We start from the raw sequence: 19,843 nt of genomic DNA, 5'->3' as shown, positions 1-19,843 counted from the left end.
GCCCTTTCCTTTTCTCGCAAACAGTACCTTATCCCCTCTGCTCATGCCGCATGTGGAACCAGTACCAGTACCTTATCCCTTCCGCTCATGCTCCAGGACAGACAGTACCTTATCCCCTTCGGTCATGTCGCGAAAAATTCATAAAATTATCCATAAGTCATTGAAATAGGAACATATGTTTGGTAAAATGAAAGAAAATCCCGCAGTCCAGAGGTGCACAAAATGATCGATGATCCGACCTCCTACGAGGTATTCGCCGCGCGATTTTCTACCGAACAAGCTTGCGTCGATGCGCTTTTTGCGGCAAGGTGGCCGAATGGATTCCGCTGTCCCCATTGCTCTCATTCTCGTTTTTATGTGACGCGCTCTCGCAGGCTTCCCCTATATGAGTGCGCCTTCTGCCATCGTCAGACCTCCCTTATCTCGGGCACGGTCATGGAGGGCAGCTCCACCTCCCTGTGTCGGTGGTTTCGGGCCATTTATTTGCTCTCGCAGCCTTCCGGCATCTCGTCGACGGACCTTCGCGACATTCTTGGCGTCACCTACAAAACCGCATGGCTCATCAGCCACAAGATCCGACACGCCATGTCCCTCGAGATAGAGAAAAGGGTTCTTAGCGGCAACGTCAGAATCGAGCATTTCGACTATGGCCCCTCTTATTATCTGGACGCCCGGCATCCTCTTCTCCTAGTCGCTGCCATGAACGATCGGCACCAGCTCGAGCAAATCCGGGTTTTTCAGCCTTCTCCCGAGCATGTCATTGATGAAGAGAGGCGAATAACGAAGGATGGATTGGAAGTCTGCCAGTCAACTTGCACGGATGGGACCAACGTTGTTCTAATCCCGAGAGCCGGCAAATCCCTGCCCACCCTGCGCCTTCACAAAATCAACATCCGCCAATGGCTCAACGGGACGTTCTGCGGAATCGGTCCGAAGCACCTTCAAGCCTACTTGAACGAGTATTGTTTTCGCTCCAATCGCCAAACCGTCGATCTTGAACCCTGCTCTCTTTTTCCCGGCATTTTAATGCTGTGTTCGACTTCTCCCGTCCTTCCCTATCCTGTATTGACTCGCTATAAACCCGTTCTGCAGCCCCCATGGAAAAAGTACGAAAGCAAAGCCAAGTGGAGAGGCCGCTGGCTCCGTGTATTATCCGCTTGAAGGTGCGATCACCAATTCTTTGAACCTCAAATCTCCTTCCGAAAGAACCTCTTGAACCTATTGGTCTACATGAATTCATCGACCTAGCACCCAACAAGCTCCCGACATTACTCCTGATTAGCTCCTGATCAGATTCTGATTAGATTCTGATTAGATTCTGATTAGATTCTGATTAGCTCCCGATTAGTTCCGATTGGCTCCCGACTAGCCCCCAACATGAGCGGAAGGGATAAGGTACTGTTTGACGAAAAAGAGATAAGCGTCTCAGCCGCACCAAAGAGATGGCGAAGATAGTGCGAGGAAGAAGTTAGGAAAGGACAGCGCACGGAAAAGAAAAGGAACCGAACGCCAAGAGACGTCGGTTCGAGGAGCTTCCGTTTAAGGAGCTGAGGAATAGCGAGGAAAGGAGCCGATCGTAACCGGGAGGCGTCCGTGAGCGGGAATTCGTCCCGATAGGACGCCGGCCAAGGCGTTCATCATGGTCGGCTTGTTCTCGTACGTGCAGACGTAGAGCGGGACGTCCGGGACCGCAAGAAGATCGTACGGCGTACGGGTCGCGATGAGGCCGAAGACGCGGGGGCGGTCCGAGAGTTGGGCCAAACGGCGGATGAGCTCCGACTGAGGCGGAGAGAAGCCGGCGTCGTAGGAAGCGAACAGGATCGCGTCCTTGTCGTCGGCAGCCGCCAACGCCGCCTCGAATTCGGATTCGTCCGGAGTCAAGCCGACTCGAAGCTCGGTGACGGAATATCCTTCGTCCTGCAGCGCAGCTCCGAGCGTTCGATGCTGCTCGATGACCTCCACGACTTCGGTTCCCACTCTCGCTTCCGCCCAGACGGTCAGGACATTCACCGAACGGGACAATGGAAGGAAGTCATGCCCTTTGACGACGGTTACCGTCGACTCGCTGATACGCAATGCGGTCTCCTGCGCTTTCTTCCGGTCGGAAGCGGCAGGAAGCTTGCTCTCGAATAATCCTCTGGAATGCTTCAGCGACCAGATGCGTTCCACCGCTTCGTTGACGCGCGACTCCGGGATTTCCCCCGCCAGAACCGCGTCGTATACCGCTTCGAGAGCGGCCACTTGGCGATCCAGCCGATGGCTGACGAGGACGAGGTCGGCTCCGCCCTTGATCGCCTCCACGGCTCCGCGAGCGACGCCGATCGTCTCGGAGATCGCGTTCATCTCGAGGCAATCCGTCACGATGACGCCCCCATAGCCGAGCTGTTCGCGAAGCAGCCCGGTCAGGATGCGGCGGGACAGAGTCGCGGGAACTCCGTCCGGCTCATAGGCGGGGAAGACGACGTGAGCGGTCATGATGGCGTCTACCCCGGAGGAAATCGCCGAACGGAAGGGCAGGAGTTCGACGGCGTCCAGCCTGTCTCTTCCGTGAGGGACGACGGGAAGCTCGTGATGGGAGTCGGCGGCCGTATCGCCATGACCGGGAAAATGCTTCGCGACGGCGGCGACGCCGCTCGCTTGGTAGCCCGTCAACGCCGCGACTCCCAGAGCGGCGACGCTCTCCGGCCGCTCTCCGTAAGAGCGTACGCCGATGACGGGGTTCGCCGGGTTGTTGTTGACGTCCAGGCAGGGGGCGAAGTTCATGTTGATTCCGATCTCGCGGAGCTCCGCGCCGGACAAATAGGCGGCCTCGTAGGCCCAGTCCGGCCGGCCGGCGGCTCCGATTGCCATGGCTCCCGGCATGACGGAGACTCCTTCCTCCAGCCGTACGACCATTCCGCCTTCCTGGTCGATGGAGATAAACAGAGGAATCTTGGCCCGCTCTTGAAGGGACTTGGACAGCGCTTCTACCTGACTTGCGTCTTTAAGATTGCGTCGGAAGTAGATGACGCCCCCGAGCGAATACTCTTCGATTAGCTTGCGAATGCCTTCCGAGGACTCCCGTCCATCGAAACCGCAAATAAAAAGCTGTCCCACTTTTTCTTTTAAGCTGAGGGCGTTCCAAGCGCCAAGGCTCATCCCTTGCAAGCTCCTCTCCATATCTTCACCGGCGATCCTCGCGATCCGACCAACCGGAAAGAATCGTGTCATTGGACTGTCGATGGGAATTCTCCCTAAATTCCGAAGGCAGCATTCCCGTGTACTTGCTGAATACCCGAGTGAAGTACCGGCGTTCCGCATAACCGACCATTTGCCCGACCATGGTCACGCTTTTGTCGCTCAACGCAAGCAGGGATTTGGCCATTTCCATACGCTGACGGGTGACGTATTCCACGAACGTCTCGTTGAAATGCTGTTTAAAGAGCAAGCTGAAGTAACTGCCGCTGATTCCCAAGTATTCGGCCAACATGTCGATGCTGAGGTCCGAGGACAGATTTCTTTCGATATAGTCCTTGGCCGAGAGCATCAGAACGTCGCTCGTTTTCTTCTTCATCACGTTATCGATGGATTGATCGACCAATCGGTTGATCACCGCCAGCGTATCCCGGATGCCCGGGCTGTGATCGATCTGGTTCCAATAGTTGAGCTCTTCGCCGCGGCCGATCACGTCCATCGCTCTCATCTCCCGCAACAGATGAAGGCAAACGTAATGAAGGATCGGTTCGACCCGTTCGAAGGACGATTCCGGAAGGCGCTTAAAGCTCTCGTTCAATTCCCTTAGAGAGGCTTCCGTCTTCCTGCGGTCGCATCTCTTCAGGCCGGTCACCATCTCCTCGATCCGGTCCCACAGCCCGATCGTCTCGTCCTGGATGCCCCGGTTTTTCTCGGGGACGAGTACGGAGCCTCCCCCGGAACCCGTGCTTCCAAGGTGCAGGGATCTCTGCAGCGATTTATACGTCTTGGACAGCTTCTCCAGCTTGACCGGCGCCGGATGGAGAACGACGCGGATATTCAGCTTCAGGTAGCTCCGGACAGCTTGGCTAAGCTTTGTCCCCCAAGATAAGCATTCCTCGCGGTCGAAGGACTCGGGCGGGATCCTCTCGATCAGGACGCACCACTCGCCGCTTCTTACTTGCAGCACCGAATGGGGGACCGCGAAGTTGTCCAGATTTTCCAAGAGGATGTTATGAATGGCGAAGTTCCACAGCTTCCTCTCCTTCTCGTCCCAGACGCACTCCTTCCGGGAATACTCCTCCACGTCGACAAGAAGCATCGCGAAGGTCAGGTCTTCTCCGGTTACTTCATGGAATTTGAGGAACGGCTTGGAAGCCCCGCCTCCTCCGATATCGATCAAGAGGTCGTAAAGCACCTTCTCGTAAGCCAAGCTGAACATCTGCCGCCATTCCGTCTGAATGACTTGCTGCTCGGCTCTGCGTTCCCGAATGCCGTCCGCCAGCCGGCTGATCGTCTGAGCGAGCTCGTCGTAGTCGATCGGCTTCAGGATATAGTCCCGAACTTCATAGCGAATAACCGAACGAACATAGCTGAAATCCTGATACCCGGTCATCATGATGACTTCCGATTCGGCATTGAATTCGCGAAGGGCGCCCAGAAACTCGATTCCGTCCATGACGGGCATGCGAATATCGCACAGAATAAGATCCGGAGAGTGCTCGCGCGCCAGCTCCAACGCGATTTCCCCGTTCTTGGCCGCGCCTACGACCTCGACTCCGAGCTCCTCCCATGGAACGACGGCTTGCAGGTTTTTGAGAATGTTGATTTCGTCATCCACCAATAGGACCTTCAGCATCATGAGACTCACCCCTCGTTGTCTTAGGTATGACGCACTTGATGATCGTGCCTTGGCCCGGCGCGCTGCACAGAATCAATCCATAGCCCGTTCCATAATGAATGCGCAGTCTGTCCGCGACGTTGCCGACGCCAAGGCCTCTTCGCTCCCCGGTCTCCGAGGATTCCTCGTAGAGCTCCTCCAAGGTCGTAACCCCGCTGGTGGCGAACCTGGCAAGCTGCTCCTGATCGATTCCGATCCCGTTGTCCTCGACGTAGAACGCGATATGGTCCTCTTCTTCCCGGCCGCGAACGATAATTCGGCCCAGGTAATCGATGCCCTCGAAGCCATGCTGGATGCTGTTCTCCACGAGCGGCTGAAGCGTCAGCTTCAGGATGTTGCGGGAAAACAGCTCGTCTGGCACGTCGATCTCATACTCGAAAAGCTCCTCGAACCGGAACTTCTGAATCTCCAGGTAGCTTCTTAAATGCTCAAGCTCTTGGTCGACCCGAATCTCTTCTTTCTGCTGGATGCTGATCCGGAAGATGTTCGCAAGCCGCTGCACCATTTTGCTAACCTTGCGTCCTTCGTTCTGTACCGCCAGAATGTTGATCGACTCCAGGGCGTTAAACAGAAAGTGCGGCTTGATCTGCGCTTGAAGCAGCATCATCTCGGCCTTGCGTTTGCGCTTCTGTTCCCGGGTTACGTCCTCCAGAAGCTCGGACACTCTCTCTACCAAGCTATTAAAGCCTTTGGCGAGAATAACGGTCTCGTCATTGCCCGAGATGGACACCCTCGTGGTCAGATCGCCTCGTTCCACCTTGCGCATCGCGCTGACGACCTTCACGATAAATCGAACGGTACGGCGAACGAACAGCAAGTTATAGAAGAGGGCCAGAACAACCGACGCCAGCGTGATCCCGACCAGCCAGCTGAGAATCTTCGTCTGGCCGCCCGAGAGATACTTCCAATCGGTCACCGTGACCAGCGACCAATCGCCGACTCCGAGTCTTTGGATATCGCCCAGGTTGTGGATCGAGACAAGGCTTTTCTCTCCGAGGAACTTCATCTTGACGCTCTGAAAGTTGCTTGCGAGATCCAGCTTGCCGTTCGGATCGACGTTCCGGTAAAAGTTCTGCCCTTCCATTCTCTCGGCGCTGTCGTAAACGACCGTGCCGCCGCGGCCGACGATCAAATAACGGCGAGTGTCGCCGGCAGCCGTATTATAGAAGTCGAACGTGTGGTTCAGCTCGTTCATCTGGAACCGGATGACAAGAATGCCCTTGCTCTGCAAGGTATCGATATCGAGCAGAACCCGGATTTGGGTGAACAAATTGTTCTCTCCGGTCAATTCCTTATCTTCGTTGGGACCGATCCACACCGGGGCCCCGTTCTTCTTCAGTACCTCCTGATAAATCGCTTTCGACTTCAGGACGTTAAGATCGATCGGCTTATCCGGGATAAAACCGACTTTAACGACCCGACCGTCGTTCGGATAGAGGGTTACGGACTTGATCCCGGGATAAGTGAGAAGCACGCGTTGGCTTAGCTTCTGCCGTTCCAGCATCTCTTCCATATACCGGTCGTCGGTCGAAGCGTCCGGCGAAGCCGACTGGGAGATGCCGCCGATCGACTGTTCCACGCTCTGTACGCTGTCCTTCGTCGTGACCCAAAAATCGGAGAAATAGTTCGCTTCCTTGATCATATTGTTGATGTTGCGTCCGATGGCGTTCATCGACAGCTCCAGCTGCTCCGTGTACTTCTCTTCCGTGATGTGCTGGAAGACGAGATACGAGACGGCCCCAAGAACGAATAAGGGAACAATGATAAAGACAACAAAAGCGGTGAATACCCGTCTTCCCAAGCTCATCGGCCGAACGTCCTTCCCCTCGCATACTCGTTGCTCTGATTATAGCAGGAAGATCACCGATTACACTCCCATTATATAAGCGCGGCCAGGAAGCCATAAGAGCGTATTCTCACTATCGAGGGATAAAAATGAACACAAAAAAACGGCAGGGATAGACCCTGCCGTCTCGCGATTCCGAATAGAGGTCTCCGAGCGTGAAAGACGGTTTACAGCTGTTCGCTCTCCAATTGCACCGCGGATGGATCGAGCAGCCACTTGCCGTCCCGTTTCTCGGCATCGTTCAAGACGGTCGCGCGGACTTTGATCGTTTGCCCCGACACTTTCACTTCCGTTGTCGCTTCGAATAGGATCGTCGCTTTGTTGGAGTCATAGTAGTCGACGACGGCGAATTTATGGACGGTCAAGCTGGAGTCGGTCGTATCCAGGACTTGCTGGACTTGCTCCCTGGAAGCCTTCTTCGAGTCCTCGTCGTCGAAATACATCGTGGCCATATAGGCATCGATATTTTCGTCGACGGTAGCCTTGATTTGCGCATCGAGAACGGCTCTTAAGGCTTTCGCCTCTTCGGCCGGAATATCGGCGGCTTGATTGAACAGATCCGCGACATTCAAAATCTTGTAATCGGTCATCTCAAGATTGTAAATTTTCCACTCGCCGTTCGCGTCCGGTTGCAGCGTGTAAAGGAATTTGCCTTGGTAATTCGGGGCAAAGCCCTTGCCACCCGTCTTGACGTTCTCTTCGAGCGTCTCGAGAACCGCTTGTTCGGCCGAATAAGATACGATCGCCTTCTCCAGGATCGTCGTCTTGGTCTGAACCCGTTCCCAATTCGCGGCGAGCTGTTCGCCGTAGGCTTCCTTTATCGGGGAGTCTTCGGCAAAGAGGGCGATCATGCCCTTCGCATCATGCGCGGCTTCAACCAATTGAATCTTATTAAGCAGCTCGTATACCGCGGCTTCTTGCTCCGGAGTAGGTCCTTTATCGATGATAACGACCGTGCTCGTCGTCGGATCCCAGGTCACGTCCTTACCGGACAATGTCGCGATAAAGCGCACTCCGACCAACGTTCGGTTATTTACGATCTTCAGTTGGTTGTCGACTTGGACCTCTTCGCCATTCACGTGCGCCACTTTCGACCCGACCGTCAGATCAATGGCGCGATCGCCGGATACGGCGTTGATTTTCTTGGTTGCGGTATCGTAGGCGACTTCATAACCCAGCGCCGCGAACAGCGAGCGGAACTCGACGAACGTTCTCCCCTCGATAGCCGTCGGTTCAACGGCGAACGTAACGGGCGATCCGTTCAGAAGCACCTGGATCGGCTTCTGCGGCGATGCCGCTCCGGCCATTCCCGAATACGCGAAAAAGAGTGCAGCCGATAAAACAACAATCCAAAACTTACGCATGAAAAAATCCCATCCTATCTTCTTTTAAGATAAATGCACACTTTTATGATCTTACACTACTCTTCCACGGAAGGCTGTCATATTCTGTCACGAACATTTGATAATTTTCTAAAGATAACTTAAAAAATAGAAAAGCCCATCTTCGCTCGTCGGATCGAGGAAGACAGGCTTGAATGGAACTCGCTAATCCTTATGCTTGACCGAACGATAAAATCCGATCCGCCGCATCCTTGCCTATGCGGACGCAGTCGGGCAGCCCGACGGCATCGAAGCTGGCTCCCGTCGCGAAGACGCCGGGAAGCGCGGCGGCGAGGTTGGCGCGGAAGGCTTCGACGTGCTCGCTATGGCCCACGCCGTACTGCGGCATGCCCCGGCGCAGACGAGTTATCTCGACGAACCGCGGCTCGGCGGTTAGGCCCATCAGCGCTTTTAGATCGCGACGGACTCTTGCGGTCATCTCCTCGTCGCTCAGCTCCACGTCGGCATCGTTGCCGGCGTGGCCGACGTAGCAGCGAATAAGCCGCTTGTCCGCGGGGGCGGTGTGGCCCCACTTCGATGACGTCCACGTGCTGGCCGTGATCGTAAGTCCTTCCGAATGCGGGACGAGGAAGCCCGATCCGTCCAGCCTGTGGTTGAAGCCTTTCTCGTCATACGCGAGCACGACGTTCGCCACGGAGACGTATTCCATCTCGCCGAGCGGGCCGACTTCCATATGGGGCGCAAGCAGCGGCGTCATCGCGTAGCCCGGGAGCGTAAACAGCACGGAATCCGCTTCGACGGAAGAACCGTCCCGCAAGATTAGGCGATAAACGGATCCGGAGCCTTCGGTTGCCGGCGACCGCTCCAGCCGGACCACTTCGCCGCCGAGACGGATCTCGGCGCCGTCTTCCCGCAGCCGCTTCTCGAGCGCTTCGATGACGGTGGACAATCCGTTCCGGAAGGTCAGGAACGCCGTCGGCGGAATCGGGTAGCCACCGACCGCCTCGGACCTAGCCTTGGCCGCTTGGGCGCCCGCGGTCGGGGCCCGCCGCTTCGCTTCCATCATGCCGCGGATGACGCTGCCGTACTTGAGCTCCATCTCCCGGAACTCGGGGAACGTCGCCTTAAGGCTCAGCTTGTACAAGTCGCCGGCGTGAATGCCCGCGAGCAGAGGCTCCGCGATCCTCTCCACCATCTCGCGCCCCAACCGGCGTTCGAGGAAGTCGCCGACGCTCTCGTCCTCTTCCCCTTCACGCGGAGGAATTCTCATCTCGTCCAGCGCCCGCAGCTTGCCGTGCGGGGAGATCAGGCTTGTCCGCGCGAACAAGCCGATGTTGTTCGGGATGCCCAGGTTGATTCCCTTCGGCATCGGCTTTAATCCGTTATGCGCGAGGTAGGTCTTCACCGCCTGCGGGTTGGTGCCCGTCAGTTCGCCAAGCAGGCCCAAATCCCGCGCCAGGTGCAGCATCGGAAGCTTGCGACCCAGGAACGAGTCCGGGCCTCGCTCGATGACGAACCCTTCCTTTCTCAGCGTGTTCACTTTGCCTCCGAGACGGCCGGACGCTTCCAGCAAGGTCACTTCCACTTCCCGGTTCCGCTCTCCGGCTTGCCGCTTCAAATAAAAAGCGGCGCTGAGGCCGGTAATGCCTCCCCCGAGTATCGCCACCCGTTTGACATTACGTCCCATATCGCCACTCTCCATCTTTATCTTATTTATTGGCCGCATGAGCGATCGAGTCCGTCAGCGCGTTCATGTACTGGGAGTCGTCGTTAAGCATGTCGATTCTCTCGAGATGAATGCCTTTCTCCGCCGCGAACTTCTTTGCTTCGATATCCAGATCGTACAGAACCTCCAGATGATCGGACACGAACCCGACCGGCGCGACCAGCACCGCTTTCGTTCCTTCGCGAGCGAGCGCGTCCAGCGTCTCGAGGATGTCCGGCCCGAGCCAAGGCGTGCCGGTCTGTCCCGCGCTCTGCCAGGTGAACTGCCAACGCCCGATGCCGGCCGCATCGGCGATCGCCTTGGACGTCTCCAGCAGCTGCTCCGGATACGGATCCTTCATCTCGACGATCTTCGCCGGCAGGCTGTGGGCGCTGAACAGCACGAGAGCCCCTTCCTTATCGTCGCCAAGCTTCTCCAGCCCGTTCGTCACGCGCTTGTTCAGCGCGTCGATCAGCTCGGGATGCAGGTGGTAGCTCTCGACCTCCGCCAAGCGAATGCCGTGCTTCCGCGCTTCTTCGCGCGCCCGCTTCAAGTAGCCCCCCACGCTCATCGACGAGAATTGCGGCGTCAGCACGATCGCGACGGCTTCCTTCACGCCGTCCGCGGCCATCGCGGCCACACCGTCTTCGATGAACGGGGCCGCATGCTTCAAGCCTTGGTAACAGCGGTAGCGTCCCGCTCCCGCCCGTTCGTCCAGCGTTCGCTGCAAGGCTTCTACCTGGCGGTTCGTATTCTCCCGAAGCGGGAAAACCCCGCCCACGATCGCCTGGTAACGGGAAGTCAAATCTTCCAATTGCTCCGGCGTCGGCGGATGCCCGTGACGAATGTGGGTGTAGTACGCCTCGACGCCGTCCAGGCTCTCCGGAGTTCCATATGACATGACCAATACGCCGATCGCGCTCATCCCGCCACCCCTTCTCTCAACTTTTTCTCCGAATACTCATGCACGAATTCCGTCAACTCTCTCAGCTTATCCAACGAGGCTTCCGGGAACAGTCCATGGCCCAGGTTAAAAATATAGCCGGGCTCCTTCACGCCTTCGTCGATCAATCTGGCGGCATGCTCGCGGATCACGCTCTGCGGCGCGGTCAGCACGTACGGGTCCAGGTTGCCTTGCACCGCGAAGCGTCCGCCCAGACGGCGGCGTCCTTCGGCGATCGGCACGCGCCAATCGAGGCCGACCACGTCCGTCTTCAGCCCGGTCAAGTGCGGCAGCAGCTCGCCGGAGCTGACGCCAGGGAAGTAAATCTTCGGAACGTCGAGATCGGCCAGCTTCTCGAAGATAGATTCGACGTGGGGCAGCACGAACCGCGCGAAATCTTGCGGAGCCAGAGAGCCGACCCAGCTGTCGAACAGCTGCACCGCCTGGGCTCCCGCTCCGATCTGCGCCCGCAAATAGGAAGCCGCCATGTCGGCCAGCTTGCCCATCAAGCGGTGCCAGACGTCCGGCTCCGAGTACATCATCGTCTTCGTGCGGATGTACGACTTGGACGGCCGCCCTTCGATTATGTAACTGGCTAGCGTAAACGGCGCTCCTCCGAACGTGATAAGCGGAACGCTCAGCTCGCGGCGCAGGATGCGGATCGTCTCCAGAACGTGAGGCAGATCACCTTCGACATCGATCGGACGAAGCTTATCGACTTCCGCGGCCGTGCGCACGGGATTATGAATGACCGGCCCTACGTCCTTTACGATGTCGAAATCGATTCCTATCGAAGCGACGGGATTCATGATATCGGAATATAGGATGGCGGCGTCGACGCCGAGCTTCTTCACCGGCATGATCGTCACTTCGGCGGCAAGCTCGGGCTGTCGGCATATTTCAAGCAAGGAATAATTCTCTTTGATTTTGCGATAATCGGGGTCGTACCTTCCGGCTTGGCGCATGTACCATACCGGAACCCGGTCGACGGGCTCACCTCGGCACGCGCTCAAGAATCGGTCGTTCATTCTATTCGGTCCCCTTCTAGTCTTGGAATGGGTTACATTGACTTCATTATGCCCCTTTTGGGAGGAGGTCACAACCTTTCACTTCGAAGTTACTTTGACAAAAGTATGACAAAGCCCGCCCTTCCTCGGCAAAATGGACTATACTATACTGGTCGATGTTTTTATCTTACCAGTAAGAGAAGGTGCCTGCATGCAACGTTGGAAAATCAACCTCTCGGTCTTATGGCTAGGCTGCTTCCTCGTCTCCGCCGGGATGACGATGATCACGCCGTTCCTCTCTCTGTACCTTCAGGAAGACCTCGGAGTCGAAGGAGAACATAATATCGCCTTGTGGGCGGGGCTGATCTTCGCTTCGAACTTCATTACCTCGTTCTTCTTTCAACCTCTGTGGGGCAAGCTGTCCGACCGCTACGGGCGGAAAATGATGCTGCTGCGCTCCGGCTTCGGAATGTCCATCGTCATGGTGTTGATGGGGTTCGCGGCGGCGCCTTGGCAGCTGCTTCTTCTCCGGATGCTCAACGGCGTCATCTCCGGCTATATCCCGGCGGCCGTATCGCTCGTCTCCGCGTCGACGCCCAAGGAGCGGATGGGCTTCGCTCTCGGAACGGTTCAATCCGGATCGATCGCCGGGACGATTCTCGGGCCCCTGCTGGGTGGCTTGATGGCGGACCACTTCGGATACCGGCCTATTTTCTACATAACGGGCGGCTTGCTGTTCCTGGCTTCCACGCTTTCCTGGATCATGGTGAAGGAGAAGTTCGACAAGAAAGCCGCGGCGCTAAGCGCCAAAACGAGCATGCTCGGCAATCTGAAGAAGCTGATGCGGATTCCGCAGCTGCCGGCGCTGTTCTCCGTCACGTTCCTGATCCAATTCGCGATGCTGAGCCCGATGGCGCTCATTCCGCTGTTCGTCGCCAGGCTGCACGGCACGAGCGAGGATCTCGCCTTCTGGTCCGGCTTCGTCAGCGCGGCGACGGGACTGTCGAACATGATCGCCGCGCCCCTGCTCGGCAAGCTGAGCGACCGGATCGGATCCTTCCGGATCCTGGTCATCTGCCTGCTCGGGGCCGGAATCATGTTCGTTCCCCAAGCGTTCGCGAGCTCGGTGCCGGAGCTGCTCGTCTACCGGTTCCTGCTCGGCTGCTTCATCGGTGGACTGACGCCGACCGTCAACTCGCTGATCCGGCGCTATACGCCCGACAGCAGCGTCAGCCAGGCGTTCGGCTTCAACAGCAGCTCCTTGGCGCTCGGGAACATGATCGGCCCGATCACCGGCGGCGCCTTGTCCGGCCTGATCGGAATCGAAGGCATCTTTATCGTCTCGGCCGCAAGCCTGCTGCTCACCTCGCTCTGGACCTATCGCTCCCTCCGGCGCGCGGGAATGGGGGCGGAGGGCAGAACAGGCTGAAGGGTGCGCGATACCGTACCCGTGCCGGCGAAATCAGCTTAAAAACGGCCCGAAAAAGAAAGTGCACCCATTCCCGGCCTCTATCCTTACCGAAGAGGGCGAATGGGTGCACTTCCGTTATTTTATGAACCTTTTGACGTCAATACTCTCTTGCCTCCCGCCTAGTCGACGAACCGTATCCGCGACTTGCTGCTGCTCCCGAACGATGCTTGCGAGCATCGGCGCGGTTCCGTATGCTTTGCGTTCGAACGCGCTCAGCCAGCTTGCATGCAAGATGCCAGTCTCTTGGTACAGCAGTTCGGCCGCGTCATGGTACTGCTCGTTCAGCCAGTCGTCATAGGCGCCGATCGCATCCAACGCTTGCCCGAAGAGCTCCTCTCTCCCCTCCATGCTCTCCGGCGTCGCGATATAGATGTCGCGAATCGCCGGGGACAGCTCGCCGGTCGCGATGATCCGGACGCCTAGCGGCTCCGTTCGGCTCAGTTCCGGCTCTCCGATCGCCCAAGCATCGGCTTTGCGCCCTTCGACGGACCGGAACGTATCGGCGGGAGCCAGTTCGACCGGCTTCAAGTCAGCAGCCGACAGCCCCGCCGAATCGAGAGCCTCCAGCAGCAGCAAATGCTCGTTGGAAGCGTTCGCGTAAGCCACTCGCTTGCCCTTCAAATCCGCCGCCGCATAGATGGAGGAATCGAGAGGAACGACGATCGCGTAAGCGGACGGATTGGCCGGTTCTGCCGCCAAATACACGAGCGGAGCCTCCTCCCGATGCAGGAACGCGGGTACGGCATCGCCGACGGAGCCGATATCGACGCGCCCTTCCTCGATCGCCCGAAACAACGAGGCGTCGTCGTCGAAGCGAAGCCATTCCACGGCAACCGCTTGAGGCAGCGCCGCGAGCCGGGCTTCGAGATCCCCTCTCTTCTGCAAGCCGATCAACGCGCTGCTGCCGCCGTAGCCGACCTTCAGCTTGCCGGGCTCGACCGGCTGCCGGAACGCTCGTTCCTCCTTGCCGTCCTGGCTTCCGCAGCCGGCCAACAGCAAAGCGAGCAGCAGGGCTATGGCCAACCGAACGGCCGGACCGAACCGAACGCCAGACTTCCTCATCCCTCGCCGCGCCTCCGCTTACCCATTGTTGGACAGCCCCTTTTTCCACCGGGTCATTCTCGATTCGATCAGAGCCAGCACATAGTTCAGAAGCAGGCCGAGGACGGCGAGCAGCAATATCCCCGCATACATGTCCGGAATCTGGAAAATCTCTTGCGAGTTCAGAATGTAGAATCCGAGCCCTTCCGAGGAACCGATCATCTCCGCGGCGACGAGAGCCGTTATGCAGTAAGCTCCTCCCAACCGGATTCCGGTAAAGATGCTCGGGGCGGCCGCCGGCAGGACGACGCGCAGGAACAGGAAGAGCTGGGAACCTCCCATCGACTTCGCGGAATCGATCAACAGCTTCTCGACATGCTTGACTCCGCTCACGGTGTTAAGCAAAATCGGCCAAAACGACGCCCAGAAGATGATCGCGGTCTTGGAGGATTCTCCGATGCCGAGGAACAGGATGAACACCGGGAACAAGGCGAACGCCGACACTTGCCGAGCCAGTTGAAGCAGCGGATCGAGAAGCGTCTCGAAGCGCTTGAACCAGCCTAGAAGAAGGCCGAGAACCGTTCCGGACGCTATCGCTAGAAGAAGGCCGCTTAAGGATCGCCGCAAGCTTGCCGACACGTGAGTCCATAGCTCTCCGTTCGACACAAGATCGCCGATGGCGAGCACGACTTGCGAGGGAGGGCTCAAATAGGCGGAATTGACGATGCCCAGCCGAGGCAGCAGCTCCCAGACGACGAAAAAAAGAACGATGGCCAGGCTTCGGTCGACCGTTTTACGGGACCATGCGAGGGTCCGTCTCATGCCGATTGCCCCGCGAATTCATTGAACTCGTTCGTATATACGTCCTTGACCGTCACCTTGCCTTGGGGAATCTTGTCGTACTCCTCGAGGATGTCGATGTAGTACTGGATCGGCTCCTCGGTCACGACGAGATTCTCTACGTAGGCAAAGCGATCGATGTACTTCACGTCCATGCCCAACCGCTTCGCGATGATCTCCTTCGCTTCCTCCGGATTCTCGTTGACCCAGTTCGCGGTCTTCGCGATCGCCGAGACGAAGTCCTTCACCGCTTCCGGGTGCTCGCGGGCGAATTTGCCGTTGACGCTGTAAGGCGCCATGCCGCCGAGTCCGCCGTCCAGATCGTAGTCGCTCCACAGCTTGACGAGCTTGTCGTTGTGCTCGGCCTTGCCCGAGAAGGGCGCATGGATAATGGCGAGGTCGATGCCGCCCTGCTCCAGCGTCTGCTCCTGCTTGTCGTCCGGAACGACGAGGAATTTAATCTTGTCGATATCGACGCCTTGCTCCTTGAACCACTTCTTCGAGACGAACTCGGCGCAAGCTCCGAAGCTGTTGAAGCCGATCGTCTTGCCTTCCAGGTCCTTGGGAGTCTTGATGCTGCCGTCGTTGCGCACGAAATACTTCATATGCGGGGCATCCTCCAGCGTCTTGCCGCCCGCGGAAACGACTTTAATGTCGGCGCCGCTGGCGATCGCCGAAATGACGAGAGGAACCATCCGGGAGCCGAAGTCGATGTCTCCCGTTCCGACGAGCGGAATGATCTGGGGTGCGGCTACTTTGCCGACGTATTTCGGCTTCGTGCTCATTCCCTCGAAATAACCTAGCTCGTCGGCCAAGTAGACGAGATCGAAGCCGGGGTTGTCGGGATACTTGAATTCGACGACGCCGGCCTCCCCGCTTGCTTCGCCCTTCGCTCCTTGTTCGGACGCCGTTCCCCCGTTGCCGGAGCTTCCGCAGCCGGCCAGCGCTAAGGCAAGCGTAAGAGCGGCGGCAGCCTTCGGGAGCCTCCCGGACCGCATATTCTCGAGAATCTTCATTCGTTCATCTCTCCTCGCAACGTTAATTTGCCTTCAGGCGATTTGATTGCGGCGCTTCAGAGCCAGCGTCAAAGCGATCACTCCCGCTCCCAGGGCGGCGAGCGAAATATAGAAAACCGGAGAGCCCAGCAAGCTGCCATCGCCGCTTGCGGTATTGGCGCTTGCGGTATTGGCGCCTACGGAAGCCGAGGACGCTTGATGTCCGGCCGCCGCAGCGTGGGAATCGGCTTCCCCCGCGCCCGGCTGCACTTTCGTCACGGAAGCCGGCGTCTCCGACTCGGCTCCTCCGGCCCACTCCACTGCGGAACCGTCCGCGTACGTCTGAACGGCGCTCCACTCGAGCCGTTCGGCGTCTTCGGCCACCTTCCCCTGAAGCTTGAATTCGCCGAATTCGCCGTCCGACAGTCCCGCTCCGTCCGCCGTCCATACGATCGACGTCTTCTTCCCTTCCGCGTCGGTGCCGAACTCGTAGCTCCAGCCGGCCAGCGGCTGCACGCGGCTGATCGCGACCCCCTCGGGGAACAGCAGCTCCACCCGGATCGTCGCCGATTCCTTCTCGGTCGGCACCCGAACGGTAAACACTTCATAACTCCCTTGCTTCGTCTCCGCGGGTAGGACCGTCACATGCGCCGATGCCGTTCCGGCGAAGGCCAAGAGCAAGGCGAAGAGGACAAACGCCCCCGAATAAATTCTCGACAAATGAATAACCTCCCTATTTGGGGTTCTCGCTGTAAAAGGCGGTGGCCGTGACGTACTCGTTCGACTTCGCGCCGAGGACCCGGACCTCCAGCTTCCACTTGCCCGGCAGCGATAAGTACCGTCCTTCTGCGCTGTATTGGTAGTCGTATAGGCTGAGCGGGCTGCCGTTCGTTCTCACGAGGGCAAGAGGCACATCGATCGGGGCGACGTCCGGCCGGTCGATCGGTTGCAGCCGAAGCGTAACGCGTCTAGGCTGCGTCTTCGAGCCGTCGGCTTCGCTGCCTCCTCCTATCGAAACGTTGAATTGATTGATTTCGCCCGCTTGGTTCGGGGTAATGATCGCGGCGACGTGAAGTCCCTTGACGTTCTCGTGCCAGAAAAGAGGACCGGTCGCCGCGAGCGGATTCAGATAAGTAAACACCGCGGTGATCCCGAGAATGACGAGCAGCAGTCCGATATCGCAAGCCAGCCATCCCGGGCTCCCCGACGGCCTGCGCTTGCGGATCCTCCTTCGCAGACCCGCTCCGGCGGCGAGGACGAGCATGACCGCGAAGCTTTTGGCGACCATCAGCCTGCCCCACTGCGTATCGAGGAGACGGCCGAATCCGTCCGTATACAGCGCGGCGGCGGACAAGCCGCTCGCGGCGAGAAGAAGTACCGCCAGGAATGCCGCATTCGACAACCGCGACGCTTCGGAACCGTATTGCCCGATCAGCCGTTTCGTTCCTAAACCGGCGAATGCGAGCAACGCGCCCGCCCACAGGCTGGCGGCAGCCAGATGCAGCACGTCGAGCAAATAAGTGACCCAAGGAACCGAGTAGCCCATCGCGTGCCCGTTTAAGCCTTTGGCCGCGAACAGAAGCAGCACCCAAGCCGCGTCCGCCGTCCGCCATCTGCCGACGATCGGCAATCCGGCAACCGCCGCCGGGATCGCGATGGCATACGAGAGTCCGATCGAAGTGTCGAGCAGCAGGGGAAGCTCGGAAGCTTCCAAGCTGTCGCTTAACCGGACGTAGTCGTTCCATGCGAGCAGCAGCAGCGCGGCCAGGTTAAAGCCGAGCAGAATTTTCCGCACGAGGATGTAACGACGTCGGTTCGCCGCGACGAGCGGAGCCGCGTACACTCGCAAGCCGACCCATCCGGTTGCCGACAGCAAGCCGAGATAGTATAAGCCGCGAACGATCCAGTAGGGAGCGTTCCTGCCGAGGTCGTGCTCTTCATGAAGGCGGGAAGCCGAGGCGTAGCCCATGTTGGCCTCCGTCTGCAGGCCGAGCGTAAACACGTAGGACGCCCGCACGGGATGGCCGTCGGCCGAGAGCAGCCGGTAGGTGACCGTGTAGCTGCCATCCTCCAGCGGCGGAAGGGCAAGACGGATGACTCGGCGGCCCGGATCCAATTCCGCTTCGTTGCGAGTGACGGGCAGTCCCTTCCGGTCGTAAACCCGGATGGCGTAGCCCTTGTTCTCCAGACGCTCGTTGAACGCCAGCTCGATCTCGCCCGGCGCGGTCGACACCCGGCTGTCCGGGGCGGGAGAAGCGGACGTCAGCGTGGAATGCGCGGAGCCGGTTCCCCCGGGCAAGAGCAGCCAAACGACGGCCGTTAGCGCCAACGCGGCAGCCAGGCGAGCCAGCCGACGGCGAGCGGATACGCTCATACCGTCCGGCGCGCCGCCTTCTCGAGAAGAGGCCGCTTGTCGTAGTCGACGTACTGTGCGGCATAGGTGCGCACCGGATCGCCCGCGTAGAACCTCTCGTAAAGCTCGTGCCTGGCCCCCAGGCGGCTGCCTACCAGATCCCAGCTTAGCTTGAGCAGCTTAACCCTCTCCTCCGCGTCCCGGTCCGCGCCTCGGTAGACGTTCCGGAGACGAGCGCCGAGCGGACCGTTCAGCTCCGCAAGGGTCGAAGGCACCTGCAGCATGCCCGCTCCGGAAAGCTGCTGCAGGATCTCGATCGCCCTCGGATAATACCGGTTGCCTAGGTTTTTGGCGGCGATTATCGGCTGCAGCGCAGGCTCCCACACGCCTAACGGGTGCGGTGTCGCCCCGTGCTCGGCAGACAGGAGAAGCGCTTTGATCGATTCCCATTGGAAAATAAGCTCGGCAAGCTTCTCCTGCACGTGAGCGAACTTCGCGATTCCGATCGATTCGGCCATCTCTACGCCGACGGCCGCCGTAAATTCGAGCTTGCTTGCCAGCCGGACGATATTCTCGTGCAGGCTGAGCGCGCTCGCCATCCGGTCCGAACGGACGGTCCAGATGGCCGCCGGATCGTCCTTGATAAACACCCTCTCCCACGGAATGAGAGCGTCATCGAACACGAGCACGGCATCCATCTCGTCGAAGCGGGAGCTAAGCGGATGATCCTCCTCGCGCTCGGAGGCGAACGACTCCCGGCAGATCAAGTGCAATCCCGGATAAGAAGCCGGTATGGCGAACATGACGGCGTACCGCCGCTCGTCGTCCGTTTTCTTGCCGTGAGGGGAGACGACGATCTCGTCCATGTAAGGAGCGCCGGTCCCGATCATCTTGGCGCCCCGGACGATAACGCCTTCTTCCGTCTCGCGCACGATCCGCAAGGCCGTATGCAAATCCCCCAGCTCATGGGCCAGCTTGGAACGATCGATCTGCGGATCGTGGCCGGCGGCGGTCACCAGCAGATCGCGGTCGCGGACATGCTCGTAATAGGCGGCGATTTTCCCCGGAAAATACGGCTGCTCCCGTTGGATCGAATTCCGCGCGATGTACCACCCCGTGAGCTGGGAACGATAGAATCCGGCTACCCGGCTCATGACGCCGAAGGTGGCGTCCGACCATCTCTTAAGCCCTCGGCTGCGACGGAACAGGTCCTCCTTCGATTCCGGAACGAGGTAAGCGATGTTAGCCTTCGCCCCGGATTCCGTCCGGTAGGTTAATTCCGCCTCCGTCTCCGGATCGTCCTGCAGATCCAAGAGGGACGTAACGGATCGGACCGTGCCGCGAAAAGCGGGATGGCTGCGAATGTCGGGGACGATGCCCCCGTCAAGCCACACCCGGCGGCCGTCGTTCAGCCGTTCGTAATAATTAGCGCCTGACGTCATCGGTT

At 58.7% G+C, this 19,843-nt stretch carries 15 protein-coding genes; 2 read left to right on the top strand and 13 right to left on the bottom strand.

Annotated features, from left to right (window positions below):
• The first annotated feature begins 222 nt into the window (after positions 1 to 222).
• Positions 223 to 1,161 (top strand): transposase, encoded by a 939-nt coding sequence (locus tag H7B67_RS18385; RefSeq protein WP_185121329.1) that lies wholly within the window; start codon positions 223 to 225, stop codon positions 1,159 to 1,161.
• Positions 1,162 to 1,539: 378 nt separating this feature from the next.
• Here the strand turns inward: H7B67_RS18385 and nagZ are convergent, their stop codons facing one another.
• The 7 genes from nagZ to hemE form a co-directional block, all read right to left on the bottom strand.
• The gene (gene nagZ, locus H7B67_RS18380; RefSeq protein WP_185121328.1) at positions 1,540 to 3,138 is read right to left on the bottom strand and encodes a beta-N-acetylhexosaminidase; all 1,599 of its coding nucleotides are present in this window, start codon (positions 3,136 to 3,138) and stop codon (positions 1,540 to 1,542) included.
• Between the two features lie 25 nt (positions 3,139 to 3,163).
• Entirely contained in the window at positions 3,164 to 4,813 is a 1,650-nt protein-coding gene (locus H7B67_RS18375; protein ID WP_185121327.1) for a response regulator, read from the bottom strand.
• Positions 4,785 to 6,659, bottom strand: a complete 1,875-nt coding sequence (locus H7B67_RS18370) for a cache domain-containing sensor histidine kinase (protein ID WP_185121326.1) — start codon at positions 6,657 to 6,659, stop codon at positions 4,785 to 4,787. Before H7B67_RS18370 ends, H7B67_RS18375 begins: the two co-directional genes overlap by 29 nt.
• A gap of 206 nt (positions 6,660 to 6,865) precedes the next feature.
• A complete protein-coding gene (locus tag H7B67_RS18365) occupies positions 6,866 to 8,062 on the bottom strand; it encodes a copper amine oxidase N-terminal domain-containing protein (RefSeq protein WP_185121325.1) in 1,197 nt (398 codons plus the stop codon).
• A gap of 190 nt (positions 8,063 to 8,252) precedes the next feature.
• Complete coding sequence (hemG, locus tag H7B67_RS18360) at positions 8,253 to 9,728, bottom strand: protoporphyrinogen oxidase (RefSeq protein ID WP_185121324.1); 1,476 nt, start codon at positions 9,726 to 9,728, stop codon at positions 8,253 to 8,255.
• A 22-nt stretch (positions 9,729 to 9,750) separates the two neighbouring features.
• Positions 9,751 to 10,671, bottom strand: a complete 921-nt coding sequence (hemH, locus tag H7B67_RS18355) for a ferrochelatase (protein WP_185121323.1) — start codon at positions 10,669 to 10,671, stop codon at positions 9,751 to 9,753.
• Positions 10,668 to 11,717, bottom strand: a complete 1,050-nt coding sequence (gene hemE / locus H7B67_RS18350) for a uroporphyrinogen decarboxylase (RefSeq protein WP_185121322.1) — start codon at positions 11,715 to 11,717, stop codon at positions 10,668 to 10,670. The genes hemH and hemE overlap by 4 nt, the downstream gene beginning before the upstream one ends.
• 190 nt (positions 11,718 to 11,907) lie before the next feature.
• Between hemE and H7B67_RS18345 the strand changes: the two genes are divergently transcribed.
• On the top strand, positions 11,908 to 13,125 hold the full coding sequence (locus tag H7B67_RS18345) for an MFS transporter (RefSeq protein WP_185121321.1): 1,218 nt from the start codon (positions 11,908 to 11,910) through the stop codon (positions 13,123 to 13,125).
• Between the two features lie 117 nt (positions 13,126 to 13,242).
• Here the strand turns inward: H7B67_RS18345 and H7B67_RS18340 are convergent, their stop codons facing one another.
• The 6 genes from H7B67_RS18340 to H7B67_RS18315 are packed head-to-tail and all read right to left on the bottom strand — an operon-like array spanning position 13,243 to position 19,838.
• Complete coding sequence (locus H7B67_RS18340; RefSeq protein ID WP_185121320.1) at positions 13,243 to 14,229, bottom strand: ABC transporter substrate-binding protein; 987 nt, start codon at positions 14,227 to 14,229, stop codon at positions 13,243 to 13,245.
• 18 nt (positions 14,230 to 14,247) lie between these two features.
• On the bottom strand, positions 14,248 to 15,030 hold the full coding sequence (locus H7B67_RS18335) for an ABC transporter permease (RefSeq protein ID WP_185121319.1): 783 nt from the start codon (positions 15,028 to 15,030) through the stop codon (positions 14,248 to 14,250).
• The gene (locus H7B67_RS18330) at positions 15,027 to 16,064 is read right to left on the bottom strand and encodes an ABC transporter substrate-binding protein (RefSeq protein WP_185121318.1); all 1,038 of its coding nucleotides are present in this window, start codon (positions 16,062 to 16,064) and stop codon (positions 15,027 to 15,029) included. Before H7B67_RS18330 ends, H7B67_RS18335 begins: the two co-directional genes overlap by 4 nt.
• Positions 16,065 to 16,097: 33 nt before the next feature.
• Positions 16,098 to 16,763: a YcnI family copper-binding membrane protein gene (locus tag H7B67_RS18325; RefSeq protein WP_185121317.1), complete on the bottom strand. Its 666-nt coding sequence runs from the start codon at positions 16,761 to 16,763 to the stop codon at positions 16,098 to 16,100.
• Positions 16,764 to 16,776: 13 nt separating this feature from the next.
• Positions 16,777 to 18,417 (bottom strand): copper resistance CopC/CopD family protein, encoded by a 1,641-nt coding sequence (locus H7B67_RS18320; protein ID WP_185121316.1) that lies wholly within the window; start codon positions 18,415 to 18,417, stop codon positions 16,777 to 16,779.
• Positions 18,414 to 19,838 (bottom strand): 4-hydroxyphenylacetate 3-hydroxylase family protein, encoded by a 1,425-nt coding sequence (locus H7B67_RS18315; RefSeq protein ID WP_185121315.1) that lies wholly within the window; start codon positions 19,836 to 19,838, stop codon positions 18,414 to 18,416. Before H7B67_RS18315 ends, H7B67_RS18320 begins: the two co-directional genes overlap by 4 nt.
• Positions 19,839 to 19,843 lie beyond the last annotated feature (5 nt).

This window comes from Cohnella thailandensis, from assembly GCF_014212135.1.
Taxonomy (GTDB): Bacteria; Bacillota; Bacilli; order Paenibacillales; family Paenibacillaceae; genus Cohnella; species Cohnella thailandensis.
This window is presented reverse-complemented; position numbering and strand designations above follow the sequence as displayed.

Excerpts from the sequence above, each read along its gene's own strand:
- H7B67_RS18315 (WP_185121315.1), bottom strand. The coding sequence starts at position 19,838 with ATGACGTCAGGCGCTAATTATTACGAACGGCTGAACGACGGCCGCCGG.
- H7B67_RS18365 (WP_185121325.1), bottom strand. The coding sequence starts at position 8,062 with ATGCGTAAGTTTTGGATTGTTGTTTTATCGGCTGCACTCTTTTTCGCG.
- H7B67_RS18375 (WP_185121327.1), bottom strand. The coding sequence starts at position 4,813 with ATGATGCTGAAGGTCCTATTGGTGGATGACGAAATCAACATTCTCAAA.
- H7B67_RS18340 (WP_185121320.1), bottom strand. The coding sequence starts at position 14,229 with ATGAGGAAGTCTGGCGTTCGGTTCGGTCCGGCCGTTCGGTTGGCCATA.
- hemG (WP_185121324.1), bottom strand. The coding sequence starts at position 9,728 with ATGGGACGTAATGTCAAACGGGTGGCGATACTCGGGGGAGGCATTACC.
- hemE (WP_185121322.1), bottom strand. The coding sequence starts at position 11,717 with ATGAACGACCGATTCTTGAGCGCGTGCCGAGGTGAGCCCGTCGACCGG.
- H7B67_RS18320 (WP_185121316.1), bottom strand. The coding sequence starts at position 18,417 with ATGAGCGTATCCGCTCGCCGTCGGCTGGCTCGCCTGGCTGCCGCGTTG.
- nagZ (WP_185121328.1), bottom strand. The coding sequence starts at position 3,138 with ATGAGCCTTGGCGCTTGGAACGCCCTCAGCTTAAAAGAAAAAGTGGGA.
- hemH (WP_185121323.1), bottom strand. The coding sequence starts at position 10,671 with ATGAGCGCGATCGGCGTATTGGTCATGTCATATGGAACTCCGGAGAGC.
- H7B67_RS18345 (WP_185121321.1), top strand. The coding sequence starts at position 11,908 with ATGCAACGTTGGAAAATCAACCTCTCGGTCTTATGGCTAGGCTGCTTC.
- H7B67_RS18330 (WP_185121318.1), bottom strand. The coding sequence starts at position 16,064 with ATGAAGATTCTCGAGAATATGCGGTCCGGGAGGCTCCCGAAGGCTGCC.
- H7B67_RS18335 (WP_185121319.1), bottom strand. The coding sequence starts at position 15,030 with ATGAGACGGACCCTCGCATGGTCCCGTAAAACGGTCGACCGAAGCCTG.
- H7B67_RS18385 (WP_185121329.1), top strand. The coding sequence starts at position 223 with ATGATCGATGATCCGACCTCCTACGAGGTATTCGCCGCGCGATTTTCT.
- H7B67_RS18370 (WP_185121326.1), bottom strand. The coding sequence starts at position 6,659 with ATGAGCTTGGGAAGACGGGTATTCACCGCTTTTGTTGTCTTTATCATT.